The sequence below is a fragment of the Rhizobium sp. P1_C7 genome, from assembly GCF_056406295.1.
This window is the reverse complement of sequence record NZ_JBFUAL010000012.1, coordinates 44,867-66,502: the sequence shown is the minus strand read 5'-3', so window position 1 is coordinate 66,502 and position 21,636 is coordinate 44,867. Positions and strand designations below refer to the sequence as shown.

The following is a 21,636-nucleotide window of genomic DNA, read 5'->3' as shown; positions in this document are numbered from 1 at the left end:
AATGCTCCGATTGAATTGCGGTTGTTATGTTATTACATCAATTGCGTTATGCTATAACGTGTGCAATAGCAGGGCGCAACAGCACTTTCGGAAAAATGATGTTATATCCCGCAAATTCAGAGGCGAAGCCGCTGGTCTCGCTTTCCAACGTTGGCGTCCGGCGAAACGGTCGCTGGCTGGTGCGTGGCGTTGATTTCTCCGTCGCGCGCGGCGAGATCGTGACGCTGATCGGCCCGAACGGCTCCGGCAAATCGACCACCGTCAAGGCTGCGATCGGCGTGCTCAAGCCGGACGAGGGCAGAGTGGACCGTGCCTCCGGCCTTAAGGTCGGCTACGTGCCGCAGAAGCTTTCCATTGACTGGACACTGCCACTGACCGTTCGCCGTCTGATGACCCTCACAGGGCCGCTTTCCGAGAGTGATATGATGGCGGCGCTCGCGGCCGTCGGGCTTTCGCACATGAATGGGGCCGAGGTGCAGCATCTCTCGGGCGGCGAATTCCAGCGGGCGCTTATGGCGCGTGCCATTGCGCGCAAGCCCGATCTGCTTGTGCTCGACGAACCAGTCCAGGGCGTCGACTTCTCGGGCGAGATCGCGCTCTACGATCTGATAAAGTCGATCCGCAATACCACCGGCTGCGGGATCTTGTTGATTTCGCACGACCTGCACGTCGTCATGGCCGCCACCGATACCGTGATCTGCCTCAACGGACATGTCTGCTGCCGCGGCACGCCGCAGGCCGTGACGCAGAGCGCCGAGTATGTGCGGCTGTTCGGCAGCCGCGCAGCGCAAGCGCTCGCCGTCTACAGCCACAATCATGACCATACCCATCTCCCCGACGGCCGCGTGCTCCATTCTGATGGAACGGTGACGGATCATTGCCACCCCGACGACGGACATCACCACGATCAAGACGTGCGTGATCACGTTCACCATGACCTTGGGGGACAGGATCAAGGTGGCCGTGATCACGTGCACCTTGATCACGCCGGCCAAACGCATCGCAACCTCGCGGGCGATCACGGCCAGGAGCATCACCAACCGACCGGAGAGCGGAATGTTTGACGATTTCTTCGTTCGCGCGATCCTCGCGGGTGTCGGCCTGGCACTGACGACGGGGCCGCTCGGCTGTTTCATAATCTGGCGCCGCATGGCCTATTTCGGCGACACGATCGCCCACTCGGCGCTGCTCGGCGTGGCATTGTCGCTGCTCCTGCAGTTCAACGTGACAATCGCCGTCTTCATGGTGGCTGCCGCAGTGTCAATCCTGCTGCTCTTCCTGCAAAAGCGGCAGGCGCTGTCGGCGGATGCGTTGCTCGGCATCCTTTCGCATGCGACGCTGGCGATCGGTCTTGTCATGGTCGCCTTCATGAGCTGGGTGCGCATCGACCTCATCGCTTTCCTGTTCGGCGATATTCTTGCAGTATCGAAGATGGACATCGTCTTCATCTGGGGTGGCGGCGTTCTGGTTTTGGCTGCGATCGCCTGGCTCTGGCGGCCGCTGCTCGCCTCGACCGTCAATCCCGAGCTAGCCGAGGCCGAGGGGCTGAAACCGGAGCGGGCGCGCCTGTTCTTCATGCTGTTGATGGCGGTGGTGATTGCTATCGCGATGAAGATCGTCGGTATCATGCTGATTACCTCGCTACTGATCATCCCGGCAGCCGCCGCGCGCAGGTTTTCGTCGACACCAGAGGTGATGGCGGTGCTCGCCTCGCTGATCGGCGCTGTCGCTGTCGTCGGTGGTCTCTTCGGCTCGCTCAGCTACGATACGCCTTCGGGCCCCTCGATCGTGGTCGCGGCATTGATACTCTTCATCCTCAGCTTGCTGCCCAGGCGCGGGCGGGGACAAGCGGCAATGGAAGGACAAGGCTCATGAACGCACCGCTTCTTACCAAGAACCAGGCTCTTGTCTTCGACGTGCTTGAAAAGGCGGAAGGGCCGCTCAGCGCCTATACGATCCTCGACAAGCTGCGCGACCATGGCTTTCGCGCGCCCCTGCAGGTCTACCGGGCATTGGAGAAGCTGCTCGAATACGGCGTCGTACACCGGCTCGAAAGCATCAATTCCTTCGTCGCGTGCGCTCATCCCGGAGAAAACTGCCACAGCCACGGAATCGTAGCCTTCGCGATCTGCGAAAGCTGCGGGCAGGTGATGGAGTTCCACGACCATGAGGTGGACCACCGCCTGATGGACTGGACACGCGGCAAGAAATTCAAGGCCGAGAAGACGACGATCGAAATTCGCGGCCTGTGCGAGGCCTGTGCCGCCTAGCTTGGGCTCGCAGCAATTGCAATCCACGTCCTGTTGGTGTTGTTAAATTTTAGTCTCGATTTGGGCTTTTCGTGGACGATGATGTTCCCGGGTAAAGGGGGACAGGACATGGCTTTTGCCCGCAAGTCTGCGCTCTCAACAATGCCGTTCTCTGCGGTTGCGCTGTTTTCGCACCAAGCTACAACGCGGCGATGTACTCCAAGCTGGACGGCATGCATTCGAGCCTCACCAAGATTGAAACCGCTGTCGAGACCAAGGCGCCGCGACCACGCCATACCGCGAGGTGGACCGTTACCACATCGAGGCGCTCGCGCAGGTGAAGGAACCGACATTGCCGACAAGCGACCGGGCTACCTGAATGGCCGGCCGGCGGTCCCGGCCGCGCAACTGGTGGCCGACATTGGCCGATGCCAAAAGGCAATCGAACTCTCCCGCGCGGCATTCGACGCCGACGGTCTCCTGTTCTGACCGGCGTCTCATAGCGCCTTCAGGTCTCGCGCGAAACGATGCCAGTTGGCCACATATCTCTCGGCCGACTTCCGCAGGCCTTTGATTGCCTCGTCATCGAGGAAACGGATCGCTCGCGCAGGCGATCCGACAATCAGTGAATTGTCCGCGAACTCCTTGCCTTCGGTGATCAGCGCATTGGCGCCGACAAGACAGTTGTTGCCGATCTTTGCGCCATTTAGGATCGTCGCACCCATGCCGATCAGAGTGTTGTCGCCGATCGTGCAGCCGTGGACGATTGCGTGATGGCCGATGGTGCACCCTTTGCCGATCACGATAGGGGAGCCGGGATCGGTGTGCAGCATAACGCATTCCTGTATGTTGCTGGCCTCTCCGACGGTGATCGGTTCATTGTCGCCACGCAGCACCGCACCAAACCAGATGCTAACGTCGGCGCCCAGAATAACATCGCCGATCACGTGTGCGTCTGGCGCGATCCAGTAGGTGCCGGAGGGTGGCAGTTGCGGTTTCAATCCGCCGAGAGCGTAGACCGGCATCGCTTTTCCTCCTCAGGCGACGGTGACGCCTAGTGTTGCAACGCCGTCGATTCCGCAATCAACGCGGTCTCCACGCCTGACGGCGCCGACACCGGCCGGCGTGCCGGTCATGATGACGTCGCCGGGCGCGAGAATGAACAGCTTCGACAGCTCGGCAATGATCTCCGGCACCTTCCAGACCATCTGATTGAGATCGCCGTCCTGGACCCGCTTGCCGTTGAGATCGAGCCAGATGCGGCCTGCCGAGGGATGTCCGAGCTTGGCTGCAGGCAAGATGGGCGAGACCGGCGCGGAGTATTCGAAGGCCTTAGCGACCTCCCAGGGTCGACCGAGCTTCTTGGCCTCGGCCTGAAGATCGCGCCGGGTGAAATCGATGCCAACTGCGTAGCCGTAGACGCAATCAAGCGCCGCTTCAGTGGGGATGTCTCGTCCGCCTGATTTCAACGCAAGAACGCATTCGACCTCGAAATGAACGTCGTTGGAGAGCGGTGGATAGGGAAAATCCTTGCCCGATGGCAGAAGGTTGTCGGCGTTCTTCTGAAAGAAGAAAGGTGGCTCACGGCTGGGGTCGTGTCCCATCTCGATCGCATGGTCTGCATAGTTCCGGCCAACGCAATAGACACGGCGAACCGGGAAGCTCTCGGATGTACCTTCAACGGGCAGCAGGACGGGTTTGGGAAGGGGAATGACTGTGGCGGTGGACATGATGCGCTCGTGCTGTTCGACTCCGTTCATCATAGCCGGAAAGCGTCGAGAGGGGAAAGCGCAGTTCGGTGGTTGGTAAGATCCTTGAGCCAAAGGCGGCGCAATCAGCGGAGTCAGCGGCGTGTTCAACGATGCTTTTCCTGGCTACTGACGGAACTGAATATCCGGCCGGCTGCTCTGTATCCCCACAGTGACGGCCGCCTTGCTTGAAGTGGAACATCGCAAACCCTCGGGATATCCTTAGGAATAGTCTTATAACGAAGCATCATATTGAGATGATCACATTGGTGCAGCGGCGCCGGCGATCCTCCTGTCGCGGGGACGAGACTGGAGATCGAACAGCTCAAGCGCGACATCCATGGCAGCCGCTCCGAGCGAAAGGCCCGTTTTCAAGTCCTCTTGACTGGCGAGGGAAGGTCACGCGCGACAGCGGAACACGAACGACCACAGGCGCAATTGGTTCCGGGGCTCAGACCATGGTCCGAGGGCCATACGACTGAGGTCTGAGCGATGGAACAGCATGGAAATCCTACCGTTGTTTGGCAGCGGTCTGGAGGCCGCCTCGTAACCAAGGAGGAAAATATGCTATCCAAAATTATCGTCGGCGCGGCCACAGTCTCGCTGCTCATGTCGGGCGTCGCATTCGCGGGTTCTTCGGCAGTCAATGGCGCGGCCGGAGGTGCTGTCACCGGGGCAATCGTAGGTGGTCCGGTCGGCGCCGCGGTGGGCGGAGTGGCTGGCGCTGTTGTCGGTGCGGCTTTCGATCCGCCGCCGGAAAAGGTGGTCACCTACGTCCGTGAAGCTCCGGCTCCATCGGCGCGTGTGGTGGTAAAGGAAAAGGTCGTCGTCGGACATCCCCTGCCGGAGACCGTCGTCGTCACGCCCATTCCGGATAGTCCGACATACGGCTATGCGGTGGTCAATGACGAACGCGTGATCGTCGAACCCTCATCTCGCAAGGTAATCCAGGTCATCAACTAGGCCTTGATCCGGACGCGGCGTGTGCCGCGTCCCTTTTCGTCCTTCCAAATCACCGCGTTTACGTCATCGCTGCGGCGGCTCAGGGCACTACTGCCGGTGCCCCAGGAGGAACCTATGATTTATTCCGAAGAAAAGTCCGGCGGTCTGGCTGTTCCTCTCATAGCGATTGTGGTCGCGATGGCGGGCATCCTCGTAACACTTGCTGCTCTCGGCGGACATCATCACCAACCCGGCCGCATCTGGGTACCGCAGGTTCACGAGCATGGTGTCAAATGAAAGCCGTCGTATCGATTGCGTTTGCAATTGCCAGTTCGATCGGCGCCTGCATCGCGGCCGCGTCCCTTGTCGTGGCCGAGCCCGAATTATCTTCGTTTGCAGATCTCCGCGGTCCCGACCTCTGGACGACAACGCCCGTGCACGTCGAAAAGGCAAAGCAGCGTTACGAACGGCTTCCGCCTGTCTTGTCGACGTATGTAAGCGAAGGGCCCCCGATCAGATTCGCAAAGGCTTCGGGCAATCCATCGCCTCAATGACGAGGCGGCCCCGGTCGTGATGGAAACGCACCACCCTCCAAGATTTTCCAGCACTCGCATCACGCCGTCGCCTTTCCAAGACGAAGCATCTCCGCAGGGTTTCGATTTGCAACTCCTTGGGCTTCAATTGGCTGTCCTGCGCTCGAAGTTCGCAAGGGAGCAGTCATGGTCCATGACTTTGATGTCGGAAGAGTGGTTTCCGCCGGTCAACTGATCTCCTGCCTTTTCAGTCAGCGTCGACCGATGGCGGAACATCGAGCTCGATCATGACTGGGGCATGGTCGCTCGTATGCTCCCAGCTTCTCGGCTCCCTCCGCACCCTCGCCGAACTCAGCCACGGAGCGGCGACGGGACTCAGCAGGAAGTGGTCGATCCTCAAACCGGCGTCCCGCTCGAATGAATTTCGCCAATACTTCCAGAACGTATAGATGCGTTCGCTCGGATGAAGATGGCGGATTGCATCCGTCCATCCTTGCGCAATGAGATCAGCATAGGCCTTGCGGACTTCCGGCCGGAACAGGGCGTCGTCCTGCCAACGTTCAGGCTTGTAGACGTCGAGTTCGGTGGGCATAACGTTGTAGTCTCCGATTAGCAGCGCTGGCACCTCCAGCTCGAGGAGTTCCGACGCGTAGTCGCGCAGGCGACGGAACCAACGAAGCTTGTAGTCGAACTTCGGTCCTGGTGCGGGGTTGCCGTTCGGAAGATAGATGCCGCCGATCAAAATCCCGTCGACGGCAGCTTCGATGTATCTGCTGTGAGTGTCGTCCGGATCGCCTGGCAGCCCCTTTCTTGTCAGGTGAGGTTCCTGCCCCTTGGCAAGGATGGCGACGCCGTTCCAGGATTTCTGGCCATGCCAGATCGCGCCATAGCCCGCCTTCTCAAGTTCCTTCCGCGGGAACTTGTCGTCGGTCGTCTTCAGTTCCTGCAGACACACGACGTCGGGTCCGTCCTCCTCGAGCCACCTCAGAAGGACTGGCAGGCGACCGACGATGCCGTTTACATTGTAGGTGGCTATTTTCAAAGCACCTCCTGCTGGTTGAGGCGATACCGGACAGGTAGGGCGCTCGACTGCCTCTTCGTTGGTCATGACAGGAAACCGGAAAAACCGTCATGTTCACCATCCCTGTCGCGTCCGGTTGACACGGCCCGCGCCTGGGTAGGGGAATGTTGGCGCGAGACGAAAGTTCCGAACGGAAGACATGGTACTAACGGACAGGGACCACATGCGACGAGCGAGGTGTCGTCTCATTGGGAGGACCGGGCCTGCATCGAGCTCAGCCCATGACCAACCTGTCGAGACCACGGAACCTCGTCCCGCACTGGTCTCCGTACTCTCTGGTTATGCGTTCGTATCCCCTCCGCGCGACGCCGAAGCCGGCGAAGCTCAGTCCGGCTCCGTGAAGCTTCACGAGCATTGACATGTACTAGCTGCCCTGTCGATCACGCTAGCGGCATTCGACTACGATGATCGGGACGCGAACGTCTCGCTGGCCGTTTCCTGACGATAGCCGCAAGTAGAACACCCACGGCAGAATTACTACGCTGCTGGAGGGCGGCGACCTTCTGATCGGGGGTGTTTTCGCCCTCAAGCGTGTAAAAACCAGAGGGATGACCCGATAGCATATTGCACACGGCGGATATTGGTGCGCCTGGGTCGCGGAGATTTCTCCTAACCCCATTGAAAGTGCTGCGAGATACGCTACTTCCTCCTGACATCAACCAGGGGAATTCCAGATGGAAAATGCAGGTATCGGCTGGATCGCCGCAATCATCATCGGGGGCATCGCCGGCTGGCTTGCCGAGATGTTCATGAAGAGCAACATGGGCGTGCTGATGAACGTTCTTCTAGGCATCGTCGGCGCCATCGTCGCGAATTTCATCCTGTCGCTGTTCGGCGTCGTGCTCGGCGGCTGGGTTGGATATCTCATCGCCGGATTTGTCGGTGCCTGCATTCTAATCGTGATTGCACGCATGGTAAGGCGGACCGCCTGATCGCTCGGTGAGTGGCGGCCACCGAGACCGCCACTTCGCAATCCGAGTCATCGGGTCGCGCTCACGACGTATGCGATGGCGGCGACTATTCCGACCGCGGCAAGTGGCCGTTCTCTAGTATTTCCTCGACGTCATCCCACCGCGTCCGCGCCTCCGCCTTGGCGAGCCGGGCGTCCCTCGGCAATTTCGGCCCCCCAATCCTTGAGCCTCCCACCTCGGCTTTCAGCGCATGAATTTCCTGCCTGGGAAAGTCGTATCCGCCGTCGTCGTCATGTTCACTCGTCTCGCGGCAAGAACCGAGCCAACGAGAGGGAATTCTTCGTCGAGCGCGGCGTTGTCCGGATCACGCTGAACACGCGCGGCTTCGTCGTCGTCGGTCCGGCCGGCCGCAACTGTCGTGCTCGTCATCGAGACCGGGTCCGAGGCCGGGAAAGTATCCTCAAGTCCCGTTTCGAGGTCGCCCCCGAGAGACCCCAAGACGTGTCAGGCATGTGGCAGCGATACTACGAACAATGGGCTGGTCCCCGTCCTCCTTCCTCTCGTGCCATCCCTGCGGCAGCTCGTTTCCCCTGCGCGTGTCTTCGACAAGCCGACCTACTCTCCATGGACGAGTGGGGAGCTCCATGGCGTGGTTTCAGGCGAGTGCGTGGAAACAGTCGTTCTGACTGGAGGAGAGACCTATGTCTGCGTAGTGGCAGCCGCCACGGCGCAATTGATCTCGGATACCGCGTGGTCGTTCTTCGGGACGCACGCCTCGCTCGAGCTCCTGGGCGACCGCTTCTCCGTCCAGTTCGGCCTCGTCACTATCGACGAATTCTTGAGAACCTTGTAGGAAACATGCGACGTCACCAGATCGCTAGCCCGCTCGATTTAGCGGCCGGACATATGGAAAAAATCGACTGGAATGCCATCTCAGTACTGAGGGGTGATTGCTCATGTTCGACAAATTCTCAAATCTCAAAAAACTAAGAAACGCGCTTGCTGATCATATTGGCCATTCGGAATATTTCCTGGGGATCCACGCGTTCTTCGACGGTGAGATGATCTTCGGGAGGGACGTGGTGCATCTGAACTTGGAGATGCCGCCATTTCCGATCGACTTCGCGTCCGCCTGGAAGTGGTTTACCGACAGTTTGCAAGGTACGCCCGACCAGGAAACCTTTATCTACGAGCTGCCATTTCATACTGCTGACGAAGAAGATACCGACATGGAGGCGTTGGTCGACTTTAGTCGAGGATCGTCGATGACCGTGTGGCTGGTGGATCTCGCCATGCAACAGGACCCGCAGGCAGGGATGCGCTATCTGGTAATAACAATCCCCCAAAAGCAGGAACTCGCCTCCTTCAAGCGAGACTACCATGGGAAGGATGGAAGAGGCCTCCTGAGGGCGGCCTCTGAACAGGGATCGTAGCCAAAATTTCGGACTCGATCGAAGAAGCCGTGGTTTCCGTCTGGCGCGGGTTGCCACGGCCTCAACCTTGCAGCTCCGGTCCGCGTTTCCTGCCGCCGGGTGCTGTGGAGAGGCATCTGTCCAAGTTCTTTTCGAAATTTGCAACCGAGGTCGCCGGCCTGTAGGGCAAGCCGGCGACCTTCGTTCTGGCGCTTGCCCTCGTGATTGTATGGGCAGCGTCTGGCCGGTTTTAGTGATTCCGAGACATGGCAGCTCGCCATCATGCCAAGTGAAGCGGCGATGGGAGATGGAACATGCGAAGGACGACCGCTACCGGATCCTCGTCGACGGGATAACCGACTACGCGGTGTACATGCTCAATATCAAGGGGGCCATCTCAGCAGTTGCAACGCCGACGCGCAGCGTTTCAAGGTCTACAACGAGAGCGAACGCCTTGGTGCCCATTTTCTACGTTTTACATCGAAGAAGACCGTGAACGGGGGTGCCCGAGCGTGTCCTGGAAATTGCAGCCAAAGAAGGCCGTTCGAGAACGAGGGTTGGCGCTTCCGCAAGGATGGCACGCGCGTCTACGCGCATGTCATTGTCGACGCAAGCACGGACAAGAACGGCGGGCTCCTTGTGTTCGCGAAGATCACCGATTGTTGGTGTGGGACGCGCCCGACCACGCGATCTACATGCGCGACCCGGACAGCGCGTTCCTGCGAGGTCGCTCAAGAACGGCGCTTCGGGAGCGCCGGGAAATCCACATTTCGCTGCTGGGACTTGACATGACTTTGTTAGATGGCAGGCTGACGTACCAGCCAGGAGGGGCGAAATGTTTGAAATTGGGGCGACCTATCAGTTCGTTTTGATCGAAGGAACGTCAGAGGGTTGGGGAGAGCAAACCTTCATGGACACCGTCATAGACATTGAGGGGCCTTTGCTGAAATTGGCTTCCGGACGGATCATCAACTCCCACTCCTCGTTGTTTGTGAGTGCAGTGCCAGTCTCCATGATTGCATCCGCATCTTACGTGGAGGAACGGGCTCCTGACGTGGGCGAGCTGGCTTAGAGGGACCAACCGCTTCGGTTGCATGCAGCCGTCAATAGACGGTGTTGAGGATGGAAATGTGGTTCGGCCATGTGCGACCTTAACAGGGGGCGCTAGCTGGAAGACGTTCTCAAGGGGTGAAGGCGAGGGGGCTGGACATTGGCCTTTAAGCCAACGATGAGGCCACTGTTGGTGCCGTTCAACTAGATTATCTGGACATCAACTTGTACTCGCCGATTCATTCGGGCCGGTTCTCCCGGACCAGTTCAAAGTGCTCTTGAACCGAATGAAGTCCGACTATCTGTCAGTGGAAATGCGGTTCACTGCTTCCCAAGGGGAGTCTGGCCCGCATCATGGTGCTCGGTGAGAAAACGAAGCTGCAGTTTGCTCCCCGGTTCGAGGCGCGCTGAATGGATATCCTTGCAGCCGCTCATAGATACCCGTCGCCAGGGTGATGGGAGTCTCAGCTGCCTTTGTCAGCACAGCATGCGAGCTACTGAATCGGGACGCTCGGATGCGGGGATCGCCAGCAAATGTCCGCAAAATCGATTTGATCCGACGTTCCGATCACGCGGAGCATTGTGTTCCCTTCCTGAATTTGCTTCTACGTGGGAGGCTCGGGGCCAAGCATAAAGCTCGGCCCTCAAATCAGTCAGTTAGCTTCAGCCGGGCACGGAACGCCGTGCCGTCTGACAATATGTATTCTGATGAACCGCTCAATTGGCCGACGAACGCTTTGATTAGACGAGTGCCCATCCCGGGATCGTTCGGCTGACCATCAAATCCCAGGCCATCATCGGCTACGATAAGCTCCGAATACCCGTCCACACCTTGCTTCAGTCTGACATCTATCTCGCCTGACGAACGCCCCGCGAAAGCATACTTCATACTGTTGGCGATGAGTTCGTTGAGCAGCAGCGCAAGAGGAGTAGCTTTTTCGGCAGCGATGACGATATCGTCGATGTCGAATTGGGTCGTGACGTTCCGGCCGTACGTATCGACGAGCTTGTTCACAAACGAGGGAATGAACTGTCGAGCGGAAATCCCGCTGAACTGGTCAAAGCCGTACATTTGCTCATGCACGGCCGACATTGCGGAGATGCGCTCGGTTAAACGGTTGACCGCGTCTCCGCTAAATCCCTGTAGGCGTATCAACGCCATTACCGTCTGGAGATTGTTTTTAACGCGATGATGGATTTCGCGCATCAATATTTCGTTCACTTGCAACGCACCTGCAAGTTGGCTCGTATGCAGCGTGTCTACCCTGATCAAGCTTTGAATCCACCATCCAGCTGCAAGTGCGCCCCCAATAGCAAAGGCAATCAGCAAAGCGGCGATTTTCGCATCCTCCCAGAATGGCTCCATGATCACATTGATATCAGCCGAAGCGATTGCCACGAAGGGAGTGCGTTCGAGTATTCGATAAGCAACGAGCCTATCTTCATTGTCGATAGGCGACGATGAGCGGTACACGCCAGATGTCGCTTTGCGCATGTAGTCGGTGAACAGAACATAGTCGCGCATGTTCACTGGGCCATCCGGTTCCGGATGTCGAGCTACTAGCTGGCCATCGCGCCTGATCAAACTGATCGTTGAGTTTTCGCCTAAGTCCACTGCGTCACGGATCGGCCGAATGATGCTGGCGTCGAATGCGATAGCTGCAATACCTGCAAAGGCACCGTTCCGTTCCAATCTCCGGCTAAACACGAAAATCTGCCGCTGGGTCAAGCGGCTGACAATCAATGAGGACGTATACTCATCTGCGCCGTTCCGTAGGCGGATGAAATAGTCGCGGTCGGTGACATTTGTCGCTTTTATATCGCGGTCGTTAGAGAAAAGGGTTTTCCCATCCGCGCTCACGACATACGCTGTTACCTGTGATGGGAGGTCTCCCACGGCACTATTCAGATCGTGGATGCGACCAGGATCAGAAACAGGCATGTTTGGCCCAAGCGTGTCGTCGATACGGTGCAAGGTCTCGCGAGCAAGCGAGTTAAGCCAGTTGGCATTTGCCGCCACAATCTTTGAAGCCGCAGTGACGCGTTCATTCCCTCTCCGAACGGTTGTCTGATAGCTGGACACCAGCCAAAGCGAGAGCAACGCCAAGAATGAAGCCAACATCAGCGCGATGACAGCGACAGAAGCCTTCCCTACGGAGATTGGGGTACGCAATGATCATCCTCTTTCGGCTTCAGCCAACCGAACCTCATGCCCATTGAAATGGAAATCGTCAAAAAACCATAAGCATTGGGTAAACGAATGCAAATGGCATCTCGATTCCTACGACGCGCTCCCGCGCCTCGTACCCATCCGACCCTGCTGCACGCAACTGCCTGCGGAGGGCACCCCTTCCAACGGCGAGCCGAGCAAGTCGATTTGAATTCTGCTGGTTGACGACGACATTCTAATCGCAATGAGTTCCGCCGATTTGCTGGTCGATCTCGGGAATGAAGGCGTTGAAGTGCATTCCGGGCAGGAAGCGCTGGAACGCTACCATAACGGCTCGAAATTTGATTTGATGATCGCTGATTACTCAATGCCCGGGCATGACGGAGGGCGAACTTGCGAAAGCAAAATAGAGAAAACCGCTTGCTACCGCGGAGTCAGCAGGCCTTGCCCGGACGGCGCTGACGTCGGCGGCGGGCGTATCGGTCTGGACGCGCCGGGGGGCAGTCCACCGTTTCGTTTCCGCATGGCTAAGGACCGCGCATTTGGAACTCAATGATGACGAATCTTCTCCCCCATGACTCAAGTCGAAGGCTTCCGCCCGCTTTTGAGCGGTTTAAGTGGATTTGCACCATCCGGTAGAGGAGAAAACAGTTCGGAGATATCGCAGGACAAAGCGATCGCCAACTTCTCAAGAGTCGTAACGGTGGGGTTTTTTCCCCCTCGCTCCAGATGGCCCGCGTAAGCGCGTTCGATATCAGCAGCGAGCGCAAGATCATCCTGCGAGATTCCTCTCGAAACCCGCAAGCGTCTCAAATTCAGTGCAACTCGCAGCCGTGCGTCCATTGCCGGAAAGACAGCATTTGACAGTTCATGAAACCACGTATTATAAAACCATGAAAGCAATGTAGCTGAATCGCGCTGTGAGGCACCAGCTTCGCTAGCCTCTGATATTCCGATGGCCGACATGGAACTACGCCAGCTTTCATATTTCGTTGCCGTGGCCGAGGAACTGCACTTCGGCAGGGCGGCCGCCAAGATCCGCATTGCCCAGCCAGCGCTGAGCACGCAGGTGCAGGCGCTGGAAAAGGAGCTTGGCCTGCAGCTGCTGGTCCGCACCACCCGGCGGGTGGAGCTGACACGGGCAGGCGAAACCTTCTATGATCGCTGCATCAGGATCCTCAGCGAAATCGACCTAACGACCGAGATCACCAGGGCGGTTGCCGGCAAGACGATGAAGCAGATCCGGATCGGCACCGTCTATCCGGCCACCACAGGGGTGCTGCCGGCGTTCCTGGCAAAGATTGCCCGCAAGTATCCGGATGTGCGCATCCATATTTCCAGCGGCAACACCAGCGATATCATCCGCAGCCTGGAAAGCGGCCAGATCAATCTCGGCTTCATCCGACCGGTCGAGAACATCGGCTCGCTGCGGTTCTTCTCGATTGCCCATGAGCGCTATCTGCTGGCGGTGGCAAAGGCGAGCCCGCTGGCAGCGCAAGAGGAGATCGGCATCGATGATCTTCGCAATGAGAAGATCATCGCCTTCAACAGGCAGAACCTGTCTTATACCGAGAGGTACTTCAACGAGAAGTTCGCGGCGTATGATCTGACCCGCAACATCGCCTATACCTGCGACGACACCTACTCACTGGTCTCACTTGTCTCGGCAGGGCTTGGCATCGGCTTTGCACCGGAGTGGGTTCGCGATCTGCCCAACCGTGCCTTCGAGCTCAAGAAGGTGAGGGGGATCGATTTCCGGATCGGGCTCGGGGTTGCCTGGAACAGAGACGATCCCACTGCCTCGCGCGATGACATCGTCGATATTGCCCGTTCGCTGGCACGGCCGGGCAGGTGAGGGGGCGGTTCGATCCGCGATTTCATCGTAGTCACGGGATGAGACACCGGGACATGCATTGACGGGTATCGATTGACGAGTCCCTTCACCACCACTTCGGCGAAGCAGGCTCGACCTACTTGTTCAGCGCATCCTTGAGTGCCTTGGCCGGCGTGAAGGCGAGCTTCTTTTGCGCTGCGACCTTGATGACCGCACCCGTTCCTGGTTGCGTGCCTCGCGCTCCGGTGTTTCCTTCGGCTTGAACTTGCCAAAGCCCGGGATCGAGCTTTATCCGGGCGGGCTGATCTTTCCATCGCCGTTCGCCCTTCGAATGGATCCGGCAGCGTGTTTCCCGCCGTTAAACACGCCGTCGTGTCACGGACCTCGCGTCCTGCCCCGGCTTTGGGTCCTGCCGGGCCCGCGCTGCCCCGCAACGGCTTTGCCGTCCTCCACTGCGTTGCGGCCCATTCGGGTGCAGGTCAGCGCTTGCAGCCCGGTGTTCGGACCGCCGTAGCAGGTCGCGATGGTCGCGACCTCAAGCCGGAGGTTCGAACATGAGCAGGCAACACACCAGCCAGCGATCCGATATCTACAGCCGCATCACCGACAAGATCATCGCCGAGCTCGAACAGGGCGTGAGACCGTGGATGCAGCCCTGGAGCTCGGCACAGGCGACCGATCGGATCACCCGGCCACTGCGCCACAACGGCCAACCCTATTCCGGCATCAACGTCCTGCTTCTGTGGTCCGAAGCGATCGCCCGCGGCTTTACATCGCCAACCTGGATGACATTCCGCCAGGCGCTCGAACTCGGGGCTGCGGTCCGCAAGGGCGAAACCGGCACGACGGTCGTCTTCGCCAGTTCCTTCATCCGCACCGAAACGGATGGCACTGGCCAAGAAGTCGACCGCGACATCCCGTTTCTGAAAGCCTACACCGTCTTCAATGCCGACCAGATCACCGGTCTGAACCCGCGCTTCCATCACGTCACACCAGTCGAGGATCCGATCAGCCGCATCGCCCATGCCGACCGCTTCTTTGCCGAAACAGGCGCGCTCATCCGGCACGGTGGATCAGCCGCATACTACGCTCCGGCCCGCGACTACATCCAGATGCCAGCTTTCGAAGCGTTCAGGGATGCCGCATCCTATGTCGCCATCCTCAGTCACGAACTGACCCACTGGACGGCGGCACCCAATCGACTTGATCGCGACCTCAGCCGCTACGCCAAGGACAGAAGCGAACGCGCCCGTGAAGAACTGATCGCCGAGCTTGGCAGCTGCTTCCTCTGCGCCGATCTCGGTATCGTTCCAGAACTCGAGCCGAGGCCTGATCACGCCAGCTATCTCGACAGCTGGCTCAAGGTTCTCGCCGGCGATAAGCGGGCGATCTTTACTGCCGCTGGCCACGCCCAGCGCGCCATCAGCTATCTGCACTTCCTGCAGCCGAACCAGATCGATGAAGGGGAGGCGGCGTGAGCCGCCTTTCAAAGGCTCCGATGGTCGGGGCTTCTACCGCCAAGTTTGGCAAATCAACAGTGGCTCCATGGGGCGATGGCACCCCGACGCAGGATGTCGAAGGTCGCAACTGACCGCGACGCGCGCTCGCCTTGGATCCAGCGGTCGGATGCTTCGTTCATTGGACGACGGCGCGGTAAAGCTGCCAATAGCTGTCGCCGAACCGGCGCATGTGATAGACGAGCGCATCCTGAAAACTTGTCGGATCGTTGCTTCGAACAATGGTTCCGGAAACGGGCTGATCGCCTTTGGTTTAGGTCCGCGTGGCGCGGAAGCGGACTGGGCAATGGAGCCCTCGGCGGCAAGTAGCTGTGGCTTTCTGGTGGGAGGCGCGCAGAAATGTCAGTCTCGGGGTCATCGGTTCGATCCCGTTCTAGGCGCAGGAAACTATCTGACGCATCCGTGAGAGCCGGCGAGCTTTGCAACTTGCCCCGATGCCACAGCTCGCCGCCTCGCTTCTTCACAGAAGACCGCTACTGCACCTTGATCACGACCTTGCCCTTCGCACGGCCCGTCTCGACATAGGCGAGAGCCTCGGGCGTCTGGTTGAAGGGGAATATCCTGTCGACGATGGGGCGGAGGTCACCGCTGTCGATCAACCCTGCGATCTGCTCCAGTTGCCGACCATTGGCGCGCATAAACAGGAAGGAATACTGAACGCCACGGTTCTTTGCCTTCTTGCGTACGCTGCGGCTGAGCAGGCGAATAACGAGCTTCAGGAGTGTGTTCAGTCCGAGAGCTTGGGCGAACGCCGGGTCCGGTGGACCCGAGATGGAGACGAGGTGGCCGCCCGGCTTGAGGATGTTGAGTGATTTCGCAAGTGTCTTCGGATCCTGGCTGTTCAGTACGACATCGTAGCCTGAGAGAACTGTCTCGAAGTCCTGGCTTGTATAGTCGATCACCACATCGGCGCCGAGACTTTTGACGAGGGTGGCATTTTTCGCGCTCGTGGTTGTCGCGACCGTCGCGCCCAGATGCTTGGCGAGCTGGATCGCGATCGTGCCGACGCCGCCCGAACCTGCCTGAATGAAGACTTTCTGGCCCGGCTTGACGTTCGCGATATCGACCAGCGCCTGCCATGCCGTCAGAGCGACCAGCGGGATGGACGAGGCATCTTCCATCGTCAGCGTGCGGGGTTTCAGCGCGACATCGTCTTCGTGGATGGCGATCAATTCCGCAAACGTGCCGACGCGATGATCCCTCGGCCGGGCATAGATCTCGTCGCCGACCTTGAAGCGGCTGACGCCGGGGCCGACCTTGACGACCGTCCCGGCGACGTCGTGGCCAAGCACGAAGGGCGGACGGTAAGGCAGGAATATCTTGAACCCGCCGTCCCGGACCTTTGAATCGAGCAGGTTGACGGCGGTGGCATGGACGCGCACGAGGACGTCCGCGCTCTGAACCTCCGGATCCGGCAGTTCGGCGAGGCGCAGCGGGCCTTTCTTTTTGTACTTGTCGACGACATAGGCTTTCACTGGAATCTCCGGTCTGTTTTTTTTCTTGGCCAGCAAGGTTTTGATTTCGCCGTGCGGTCCGCGCAGGTTCAGTCGTGGTCGAAGACGCGCCAGGTGTGACGGGCATCCGACCGCATAAACAGCGCGCGCGCCGATCTCAGGCGCAGGAAGCCGATGTGCGCTTAGGGCCAGCCAAGACGCGTATCGCGGTCTTTCCGGCCTCAAGGATGCGGCCCGACGCCTTTGTATCGACCGCGCGTGCCAGCTGTAGCGTCCCGATCAGCATCGCGAAAATCGCGGACGCCACCCCTTCCTTGTCGTCGATATCTGCCGGAAGCGCTTCGGCGAGCAGGACCACAAGGACGCGGGACTGTTCGGCATACATGCCCCTCGTCTCCTCCGGCTGACGCGCAAGCTCCGGCAACAGTGCTGCGGATGCGCAACCCAGTCCCGGATTGTCCCGATGTTCAGGTGAAAGGTAGATGTCGAGCACGCGATCAAGTCCACCTTCGTCAAGCACCTCGCGCAGCCATACGGCTTGCTTGTTCAAGGCATCAGACAAGGTTTCCCGGACCAGATCGGCCTTTGAGGGAAAGTGGGGATAGAAGGCGCCGTTGGTCAGGCCGGCATCCTTCATGATCGTCGCAAGACCCGAGCCCGCAATTCCATCCGAGCGGAACCGCTCGACGGCGACATCCATGATCCTGCGGCGTGACGTGTCCTTTCGGCCTTTTTCGTATCGCATGACGTTCACTCAAATCCTATTGCATTATGATCATAATATCAATAAATGAGCATAAGGCAACTGGTCTCTGGTCTGGAGCCGGGGACATTCACCCGAGGGAAAAACATGGACGCCGTCAGAACTGCAATCGTAACCGGAGCATCTTCAGGCATTGGCTATGCCACCGCAGAAGGTCTGGCTCGCGCGGGGTTCACCGTTTTCGGAACCAGCCGGAAGATTGGTAATGACGCCCCCACGGGCGTCACGATGCTGGCCTGTGACGTGACCGACGAGGCGTCCGTCCTCGCGCTGGTCGCAGAGGTGGTCTCACGAACAGGCAAGATCGACCTTCTCGTCAACAATGCCGGCATCGGCATGTTCGGCGGTGCAGAGGAGTCCTCGATTTCGCAATCCCAGGCCCTGTTTAACGTCAATGTGTTCGGCATTATGCGAATGACGAATGCAGTTCTGCCGGTGATGAGGCGCCAGGGCGGCGGCCGCATTCTCAACATTGGCTCCATCCTCGGTGTCATCCCGGCGCCGTATTCGGCGCATTACTCCGCAGCCAAACATGCGATCGAGGGATATTCGGAATCGCTCGATCACGAGGTCCGGGCTTTCAACGTCCGCGTTTCCGTGATCGAGCCGGCATTTGTGCGCACCGTCTTCGATCAGAACGGCATGGAACCAGACCAGACGAAGGTCGAATATGATAAGGCACGCGCGGCTTTCGCGGCACTGCTGCGGGATGTCATGCCCAAGGCCGATTTGCCCGAAGTGATCGTAAAGGTCATCGTCAAGGCGGTTAACGAGCCTGTCCCGCGCCGGCGCTACACTGCGGGCAATGCGGCGCGGCTGGTGAGCCTGCTGCGCCGCTTCGCAACAGCCAGGCTGTTCGACAAGATCCTGCGTAAGCAGTTCCGCATCGCTTAATCACACCTGGGCGCAACGCACGCGCGAGAATATTCCCAGGTTCAGTACAGGAGTATCCAAGGGAAAGTGGTTTGATCGGGGCCGTCGTTGCCTGATACAAGGTCGATGCGTATTGTGCGTTCGATCGCGACCCCAATTCAATCGGAATAGAATGACATCGCAACTCGACTTCTTTGCAACTGCTGTTCCGCCGGCCACCGCGCAGGCTGCCAAGCGCAGGGGATTGCAAAGAGCGGGCAAGGGGGGACGGTCTCGGATGACGAAGCCATTGCCCGTCATCTGGAAACAACGGGCAAGCTGGCGGGAGATGTGTTCCGCCCTGCATCTCTACCCGACGTTGCCGGCAAGTATCGGCTGGCCCATACGCCGTGGCTCAACCACCCCTGAAACGCAACTTTTACGTGACGCCTTCGGATTTGATATCGTCCCGATCCCTAATGGCCGTGGGATCGAGATCCTGTTTGACTTTTGAACGCACAACACGGTGGCCCAATCCCCCAACACGATGGCTGCCTTTGCGGGTCCTCGCGCATTTGGTGACGAGACGCCCGATGCAGCCGATGGCGTAGCGGCGGTCGGCCGGCCACTTCTTCGCGTCCGCAACCTGGTAACGCGCTTTCCTGTCCGCAAGGGCGCATTCCAACGGCATGTCGCCAATATCCATGCAGTCGAGGATGTGTCCTTTGATCTGCAGGAAGGCGAAACGCTGTCGCTGGTCGGCGAAACCGGATGCGGCAAGTCCACCACCGGGCGGTCCATTCTCCGGCTGATCGAGCCGACATCCGGCAGCGTCGAACTTGCCGGCGAAAACGTCCTCGGCCTCAAGGGCTCAAGCCTGCAGGCGCGGCGACGCGACATGCAGATCGTCTTTCAGGACCCTTATGCCGCGCTCGATCCGCGCCTTACGGCTTTTGACCAGGTGGCCGAACCCCTGATCGTTCATAACGTCGAGAAGGGCGTCGCTCTGCGCGACCAGGTTGTCGGCCTGGCAGAAAGGGTGGGGCTCTCGGCCGATTAGCTTGACCGTTACCCGCATGAATTTTCCGGCGGCCAGCGCCAGCGCCTGTGCATCGCTCGCGCCCTGACGCTGTCGCCGAAGATCATCGTCGCCGACGAGCCGGTCTCGGCGCTGGATGTTTCCATCCAGGCGCAGGTCGTCAATCTGATGATCGAACTTCAACAGGAGCTCGGCCTTTCCTACCTGTTCATCTCGCACGACATGGCAGTGGTGGAGCGTGTCAGCCACCGGGTAGCCGTCATGTGCATGGGCCGGATCGTCGAGATCGGCGCCCACGCCGACATCTTCGGCAATCCGCAACACTCTTATACGCGCGCGCTGTTGTCAGCGGTCCCAAATCCCGATCCGTTGAAAAGACGGGCGCATGTCGCGGTCACCGATCAGCCCGGCTCACCACTTAGGCCAGTCGGATACGTTTCGCAGGAGGCAAGCTACCGCCAAGTTTCCGGGGGACATAGAGTGCTGGTGGATTGAAGAATGGAATAGATCCTGCAACCCACTGATAGACTAAAAGCGAACCTTAGAACACCTGCCGCAAAATCACGTAAAGCACGAAGGCGATCGCGATCGAGGCGGGCAGGGTCAAAACCCATGCCATCAACATGTTGCGCACGGTCGATCATTGCAGGCCAGAGCCATACGCGGCCATTGTCCCGGCCACACCAGAGGTAAGCACGTCAGTTGTCGAAACGGGCAGACCCGGAGACGCACGGCCAAGCAGTGCCCAGGACCGGACCGTACTGCATGAGTATGGTTTTGGAGGTGACGCTTGGCTGAGGAGACGGAGCTGAAGGGCGCACGGGCGCGCATGTCGTCGTCTTCGGGGTCATCATCGCCGATCCGCAGGTCACCCAGCGGTTTTTGGTTGCTGTAATTGGGATGGTAGCGGCGCACTGCGGTGCGGAGCCAGGAGTTCCCCGGACAACGCGTCATCTGATATCCTGCAATCGATCGTATTGAGCCGGCGGTGGACGGCCTGAGGGTATTCCGGGTGTGAACTGAATGACGTTAGGTTACGGGATCTATGGCGCTGTCTTTCGGTTCGAATTGAACCGGTCAGTGGCAGCGTATGCCTCGTTCTCAACCGAATCCCAGCTACTCAAATACCGTATGGAGAACGTGCGCGTTCCCCAGTCGCGAAACTGCTGAACATGCTTAAGCTCATGAACCCATAGCCCGGGATCCCTGGCTGCAGCTTCATTTTTGAAAATGACGGTGTCGATCAATGTGACCGCATCTGCGTCGCCAAACAGAAAGGCCAAGTTTACGAGATTTAGAGCGCCGCTGTCCGCGATTTTGAAAGCTACCATCTCATAGATCTGTTGGTCGTAGAAGTTTCCGAGCGCTTGACGAATGGCCGGCGGCATAGGCGACACCCCACTGGAACGGGCGGCGTTTCGCGATAGGATAAACCATTTCTCCACTGCCGCAGCACCGGTCGCAGCTTGGTCCTCCAGCCGAATACCGTCTAACTCCTTTCCCGTTTGCGCTATCTCCCGGCCGATATTACGACGACTATTTGGTGTATCGCGAATAGCAAGACCCGCTTCTCGCTCGACGTTGCGCATTCGTTCTGGATGGGTGATTTCGCCCATGTGATTTGGTGCCGCAGCTAACGACACTGTGAGTAGTAAGATCGTCATTGTCATCATTTCGCGCGTTCTCGTGACTTGGCCCTCAAAACAGCCTCCCGACACAATGTAGCGCATTCGCACCGCGTTTGCCGAACATGGGCTGCCAAGCGCGATCCGTAGTGAGCCGTTCGCCAGAGTGGTTGAAAATAGCGCTCTAGATGTGAGCTTTCAGGAGGTTGTCCATTCGGAGCGGATTTAGGAGACTGGAGTTACCACACCTCAGTTTTCCAGGATCGCTCCGAATGGACATTCACAAGAATGCCCGACTGCCACCTTTGCGTCGAGAAGAAATGGCTTTGGCGGGTTGTCTCAAGCACAAGCTGCCCGCGTCTATGGCGTTTCAACGAAGATCGTGTCGCGCTGGATCGCACGTTTCAAAACGGCGGGACGCGCCGGTGATCGGACTGGCGCAGGGCGGATTAAAAC

General features: G+C 58.8%; 24 protein-coding genes and 5 pseudogenes. 16 read left to right on the top strand and 13 right to left on the bottom strand.

All coding sequences use genetic code 11. The features are described from left to right. Positions 1-98 precede the first annotated feature (98 nt). The 3 genes from AC1D2R_RS19595 to AC1D2R_RS19585 are packed head-to-tail and all read left to right on the top strand — an operon-like array spanning position 99 to position 2,270. Entirely contained in the window at positions 99-1,064 is a 966-nt protein-coding gene (locus AC1D2R_RS19595) for an ATP-binding cassette domain-containing protein (protein ID WP_477969535.1), read from the top strand. Then, complete coding sequence (znuB, locus tag AC1D2R_RS19590; RefSeq protein WP_477969533.1) at positions 1,057-1,875, top strand: zinc ABC transporter permease subunit ZnuB; 819 nt, start codon at positions 1,057-1,059, stop codon at positions 1,873-1,875. Before AC1D2R_RS19595 ends, znuB begins: the two co-directional genes overlap by 8 nt. Then, a complete protein-coding gene (locus AC1D2R_RS19585; protein WP_037061142.1) occupies positions 1,872-2,270 on the top strand; it encodes a Fur family transcriptional regulator in 399 nt (132 codons plus the stop codon). The genes znuB and AC1D2R_RS19585 overlap by 4 nt, the downstream gene beginning before the upstream one ends. Positions 2,271-2,561: 291 nt before the next feature. Here AC1D2R_RS19585 and AC1D2R_RS19580 read toward each other — a convergent pair whose 3' ends face one another. From AC1D2R_RS19580 to AC1D2R_RS19570, 3 genes are read right to left on the bottom strand one after another with little or no spacing between them, the layout of a single operon-like run. Next, positions 2,562-2,750: a hypothetical protein gene (locus AC1D2R_RS19580; protein ID WP_477969531.1), complete on the bottom strand. Its 189-nt coding sequence runs from the start codon at positions 2,748-2,750 to the stop codon at positions 2,562-2,564. Beyond that, positions 2,747-3,274 (bottom strand): gamma carbonic anhydrase family protein, encoded by a 528-nt coding sequence (locus tag AC1D2R_RS19575; protein WP_477969529.1) that lies wholly within the window; start codon positions 3,272-3,274, stop codon positions 2,747-2,749. Before AC1D2R_RS19575 ends, AC1D2R_RS19580 begins: the two co-directional genes overlap by 4 nt. Positions 3,275-3,286: 12 nt before the next feature. Further along, on the bottom strand, positions 3,287-3,979 hold the full coding sequence (locus AC1D2R_RS19570) for a fumarylacetoacetate hydrolase family protein (RefSeq protein ID WP_477969527.1): 693 nt from the start codon (positions 3,977-3,979) through the stop codon (positions 3,287-3,289). Positions 3,980-4,561: 582 nt separating this feature from the next. On the opposite strand from AC1D2R_RS19570, the gene AC1D2R_RS19565 reads away from it, so the two are divergent. Both AC1D2R_RS19565 and AC1D2R_RS19560 read left to right on the top strand, forming a co-directional pair. Beyond that, positions 4,562-4,960: a DUF1236 domain-containing protein gene (locus AC1D2R_RS19565; protein ID WP_477969525.1), complete on the top strand. Its 399-nt coding sequence runs from the start codon at positions 4,562-4,564 to the stop codon at positions 4,958-4,960. A 114-nt stretch (positions 4,961-5,074) separates the two neighbouring features. Next, positions 5,075-5,236 (top strand): hypothetical protein, encoded by a 162-nt coding sequence (locus AC1D2R_RS19560; protein WP_477969524.1) that lies wholly within the window; start codon positions 5,075-5,077, stop codon positions 5,234-5,236. Positions 5,237-5,719: 483 nt separating this feature from the next. Here the strand turns inward: AC1D2R_RS19560 and xth are convergent, their stop codons facing one another. Further along, positions 5,720-6,514 carry an exodeoxyribonuclease III gene (gene xth, locus AC1D2R_RS19555; protein WP_477969522.1) on the bottom strand — a complete coding sequence of 265 codons (795 nt, stop codon included), beginning with the start codon at positions 6,512-6,514 and terminating at the stop codon, positions 5,720-5,722. Positions 6,515-7,227: 713 nt separating this feature from the next. On the opposite strand from xth, the gene AC1D2R_RS19550 reads away from it, so the two are divergent. Further along, on the top strand, positions 7,228-7,485 hold the full coding sequence (locus AC1D2R_RS19550; RefSeq protein WP_477969520.1) for a GlsB/YeaQ/YmgE family stress response membrane protein: 258 nt from the start codon (positions 7,228-7,230) through the stop codon (positions 7,483-7,485). A 222-nt stretch (positions 7,486-7,707) separates the two neighbouring features. On the opposite strand, the gene AC1D2R_RS19545 is transcribed toward AC1D2R_RS19550, so the two are convergent. After that, positions 7,708-7,893, bottom strand: coding sequence for a hypothetical protein (locus AC1D2R_RS19545; protein ID WP_477969519.1), 186 nt, complete (start codon positions 7,891-7,893; stop codon positions 7,708-7,710). Here AC1D2R_RS19545 and AC1D2R_RS19540 point away from each other — a divergent pair. The 3 genes from AC1D2R_RS19540 (at position 7,883) to AC1D2R_RS19530 (ending at position 9,948) form a co-directional block, all read left to right on the top strand. Further along, positions 7,883-8,317 carry an isochorismatase family protein gene (locus AC1D2R_RS19540; protein ID WP_477969517.1) on the top strand — a complete coding sequence of 145 codons (435 nt, stop codon included), beginning with the start codon at positions 7,883-7,885 and terminating at the stop codon, positions 8,315-8,317. The genes AC1D2R_RS19545 and AC1D2R_RS19540 overlap by 11 nt on opposite strands. 103 nt (positions 8,318-8,420) lie before the next feature. Further along, positions 8,421-8,897: a hypothetical protein gene (locus AC1D2R_RS19535; RefSeq protein ID WP_477969515.1), complete on the top strand. Its 477-nt coding sequence runs from the start codon at positions 8,421-8,423 to the stop codon at positions 8,895-8,897. Positions 8,898-9,711: 814 nt separating this feature from the next. Continuing rightward, the gene (locus AC1D2R_RS19530) at positions 9,712-9,948 is read left to right on the top strand and encodes a hypothetical protein (protein WP_477969514.1); all 237 of its coding nucleotides are present in this window, start codon (positions 9,712-9,714) and stop codon (positions 9,946-9,948) included. 627 nt (positions 9,949-10,575) lie between these two features. On the opposite strand, the gene AC1D2R_RS19525 is transcribed toward AC1D2R_RS19530, so the two are convergent. After that, positions 10,576-12,048, bottom strand: a complete 1,473-nt coding sequence (locus tag AC1D2R_RS19525; RefSeq protein ID WP_477969739.1) for a sensor histidine kinase — start codon at positions 12,046-12,048, stop codon at positions 10,576-10,578. A 292-nt stretch (positions 12,049-12,340) separates the two neighbouring features. Between AC1D2R_RS19525 and AC1D2R_RS19520 the strand changes: the two genes are divergently transcribed. Further along, the gene (locus AC1D2R_RS19520; protein ID WP_477969512.1) at positions 12,341-12,652 is read left to right on the top strand and encodes a hypothetical protein; all 312 of its coding nucleotides are present in this window, start codon (positions 12,341-12,343) and stop codon (positions 12,650-12,652) included. Positions 12,653-12,675: 23 nt separating this feature from the next. Here AC1D2R_RS19520 and AC1D2R_RS19515 read toward each other — a convergent pair whose 3' ends face one another. Further along, positions 12,676-13,062, bottom strand: a complete 387-nt coding sequence (locus tag AC1D2R_RS19515) for a helix-turn-helix domain-containing protein (RefSeq protein WP_477969511.1) — start codon at positions 13,060-13,062, stop codon at positions 12,676-12,678. Here AC1D2R_RS19515 and AC1D2R_RS19510 point away from each other — a divergent pair. Beyond that, positions 13,061-13,951, top strand: coding sequence for a LysR family transcriptional regulator (locus AC1D2R_RS19510; protein WP_477969737.1), 891 nt, complete (start codon positions 13,061-13,063; stop codon positions 13,949-13,951). The genes AC1D2R_RS19515 and AC1D2R_RS19510 overlap by 2 nt on opposite strands. A 115-nt stretch (positions 13,952-14,066) precedes the next feature. Here AC1D2R_RS19510 and AC1D2R_RS19505 read toward each other — a convergent pair. Beyond that, a pseudogene (locus AC1D2R_RS19505) lies at positions 14,067-14,218 on the bottom strand (HU family DNA-binding protein); the annotation flags it as partial. A gap of 266 nt (positions 14,219-14,484) precedes the next feature. On the opposite strand from AC1D2R_RS19505, the gene AC1D2R_RS19500 reads away from it, so the two are divergent. Further along, positions 14,485-15,408 carry an ArdC family protein gene (locus AC1D2R_RS19500; protein ID WP_477969509.1) on the top strand — a complete coding sequence of 308 codons (924 nt, stop codon included), beginning with the start codon at positions 14,485-14,487 and terminating at the stop codon, positions 15,406-15,408. An 83-nt stretch (positions 15,409-15,491) separates the two neighbouring features. Here the strand turns inward: AC1D2R_RS19500 and AC1D2R_RS19495 are convergent. From AC1D2R_RS19495 to AC1D2R_RS19485, 3 genes and pseudogenes are all read right to left on the bottom strand, one after another. Continuing rightward, positions 15,492-15,735 (bottom strand): annotated as a pseudogene (locus AC1D2R_RS19495) (hypothetical protein); the annotation flags it as partial. A gap of 185 nt (positions 15,736-15,920) precedes the next feature. Further along, positions 15,921-16,922, bottom strand: a complete 1,002-nt coding sequence (locus AC1D2R_RS19490; protein WP_477969508.1) for an NADP-dependent oxidoreductase — start codon at positions 16,920-16,922, stop codon at positions 15,921-15,923. Positions 16,923-17,058: 136 nt separating this feature from the next. Further along, complete coding sequence (locus AC1D2R_RS19485; protein WP_477969506.1) at positions 17,059-17,646, bottom strand: TetR/AcrR family transcriptional regulator; 588 nt, start codon at positions 17,644-17,646, stop codon at positions 17,059-17,061. Between the two features lie 105 nt (positions 17,647-17,751). On the opposite strand from AC1D2R_RS19485, the gene AC1D2R_RS19480 reads away from it, so the two are divergent. From AC1D2R_RS19480 to AC1D2R_RS19470, 3 genes and pseudogenes are all read left to right on the top strand, one after another. Further along, on the top strand, positions 17,752-18,558 hold the full coding sequence (locus AC1D2R_RS19480; RefSeq protein ID WP_477969504.1) for an oxidoreductase: 807 nt from the start codon (positions 17,752-17,754) through the stop codon (positions 18,556-18,558). A 151-nt stretch (positions 18,559-18,709) separates the two neighbouring features. Continuing rightward, entirely contained in the window at positions 18,710-19,030 is a 321-nt protein-coding gene (locus tag AC1D2R_RS19475; protein WP_477969503.1) for a hypothetical protein, read from the top strand. A gap of 69 nt (positions 19,031-19,099) precedes the next feature. Next, positions 19,100-20,050: pseudogene (locus tag AC1D2R_RS19470) on the top strand (ABC transporter ATP-binding protein); the annotation flags it as partial. A gap of 46 nt (positions 20,051-20,096) precedes the next feature. On the opposite strand, the pseudogene AC1D2R_RS19465 reads toward AC1D2R_RS19470, so the two are convergent. Both AC1D2R_RS19465 and AC1D2R_RS19460 read right to left on the bottom strand, forming a co-directional pair. After that, positions 20,097-20,276 (bottom strand): annotated as a pseudogene (locus AC1D2R_RS19465) (inorganic phosphate transporter); the annotation flags it as partial. A gap of 322 nt (positions 20,277-20,598) precedes the next feature. Beyond that, positions 20,599-21,225: an eCIS core domain-containing protein gene (locus tag AC1D2R_RS19460; RefSeq protein WP_477969502.1), complete on the bottom strand. Its 627-nt coding sequence runs from the start codon at positions 21,223-21,225 to the stop codon at positions 20,599-20,601. A 227-nt stretch (positions 21,226-21,452) separates the two neighbouring features. On the opposite strand from AC1D2R_RS19460, the pseudogene AC1D2R_RS19455 reads away from it, so the two are divergent. Further along, positions 21,453-21,604: pseudogene (locus tag AC1D2R_RS19455) on the top strand (helix-turn-helix domain-containing protein); the annotation flags it as partial. Positions 21,605-21,636: the final 32 nt, after the last annotated feature.

What these genes read in the sequence shown, in the direction of transcription:
- AC1D2R_RS19595 (WP_477969535.1), top strand. Translation starts at nt 99, where the DNA reads ATGTTATATCCCGCAAATTCAGAGGCGAAGCCGCTGGTCTCGCTTTCC.
- znuB (WP_477969533.1), top strand. Translation starts at nt 1,057, where the DNA reads ATGTTTGACGATTTCTTCGTTCGCGCGATCCTCGCGGGTGTCGGCCTG.
- AC1D2R_RS19585 (WP_037061142.1), top strand. Translation starts at nt 1,872, where the DNA reads ATGAACGCACCGCTTCTTACCAAGAACCAGGCTCTTGTCTTCGACGTG.
- AC1D2R_RS19580 (WP_477969531.1), bottom strand. Translation starts at nt 2,750, where the DNA reads ATGAGACGCCGGTCAGAACAGGAGACCGTCGGCGTCGAATGCCGCGCG.
- AC1D2R_RS19575 (WP_477969529.1), bottom strand. Translation starts at nt 3,274, where the DNA reads ATGCCGGTCTACGCTCTCGGCGGATTGAAACCGCAACTGCCACCCTCC.
- AC1D2R_RS19570 (WP_477969527.1), bottom strand. Translation starts at nt 3,979, where the DNA reads ATGTCCACCGCCACAGTCATTCCCCTTCCCAAACCCGTCCTGCTGCCC.
- AC1D2R_RS19565 (WP_477969525.1), top strand. Translation starts at nt 4,562, where the DNA reads ATGCTATCCAAAATTATCGTCGGCGCGGCCACAGTCTCGCTGCTCATG.
- AC1D2R_RS19560 (WP_477969524.1), top strand. Translation starts at nt 5,075, where the DNA reads ATGATTTATTCCGAAGAAAAGTCCGGCGGTCTGGCTGTTCCTCTCATA.
- AC1D2R_RS19550 (WP_477969520.1), top strand. Translation starts at nt 7,228, where the DNA reads ATGGAAAATGCAGGTATCGGCTGGATCGCCGCAATCATCATCGGGGGC.
- AC1D2R_RS19545 (WP_477969519.1), bottom strand. Translation starts at nt 7,893, where the DNA reads ATGACGAGCACGACAGTTGCGGCCGGCCGGACCGACGACGACGAAGCC.
- AC1D2R_RS19535 (WP_477969515.1), top strand. Translation starts at nt 8,421, where the DNA reads ATGTTCGACAAATTCTCAAATCTCAAAAAACTAAGAAACGCGCTTGCT.
- AC1D2R_RS19530 (WP_477969514.1), top strand. Translation starts at nt 9,712, where the DNA reads ATGTTTGAAATTGGGGCGACCTATCAGTTCGTTTTGATCGAAGGAACG.
- AC1D2R_RS19525 (WP_477969739.1), bottom strand. Translation starts at nt 12,048, where the DNA reads ATGTTGGCTTCATTCTTGGCGTTGCTCTCGCTTTGGCTGGTGTCCAGC.
- AC1D2R_RS19520 (WP_477969512.1), top strand. Translation starts at nt 12,341, where the DNA reads ATGAGTTCCGCCGATTTGCTGGTCGATCTCGGGAATGAAGGCGTTGAA.
- AC1D2R_RS19510 (WP_477969737.1), top strand. Translation starts at nt 13,061, where the DNA reads ATGGAACTACGCCAGCTTTCATATTTCGTTGCCGTGGCCGAGGAACTG.
- AC1D2R_RS19515 (WP_477969511.1), bottom strand. Translation starts at nt 13,062, where the DNA reads ATGTCGGCCATCGGAATATCAGAGGCTAGCGAAGCTGGTGCCTCACAG.
- AC1D2R_RS19500 (WP_477969509.1), top strand. Translation starts at nt 14,485, where the DNA reads ATGAGCAGGCAACACACCAGCCAGCGATCCGATATCTACAGCCGCATC.
- AC1D2R_RS19485 (WP_477969506.1), bottom strand. Translation starts at nt 17,646, where the DNA reads ATGCGATACGAAAAAGGCCGAAAGGACACGTCACGCCGCAGGATCATG.
- AC1D2R_RS19480 (WP_477969504.1), top strand. Translation starts at nt 17,752, where the DNA reads ATGGACGCCGTCAGAACTGCAATCGTAACCGGAGCATCTTCAGGCATT.
- AC1D2R_RS19475 (WP_477969503.1), top strand. Translation starts at nt 18,710, where the DNA reads ATGACATCGCAACTCGACTTCTTTGCAACTGCTGTTCCGCCGGCCACC.
- AC1D2R_RS19460 (WP_477969502.1), bottom strand. Translation starts at nt 21,225, where the DNA reads ATGACAATGACGATCTTACTACTCACAGTGTCGTTAGCTGCGGCACCA.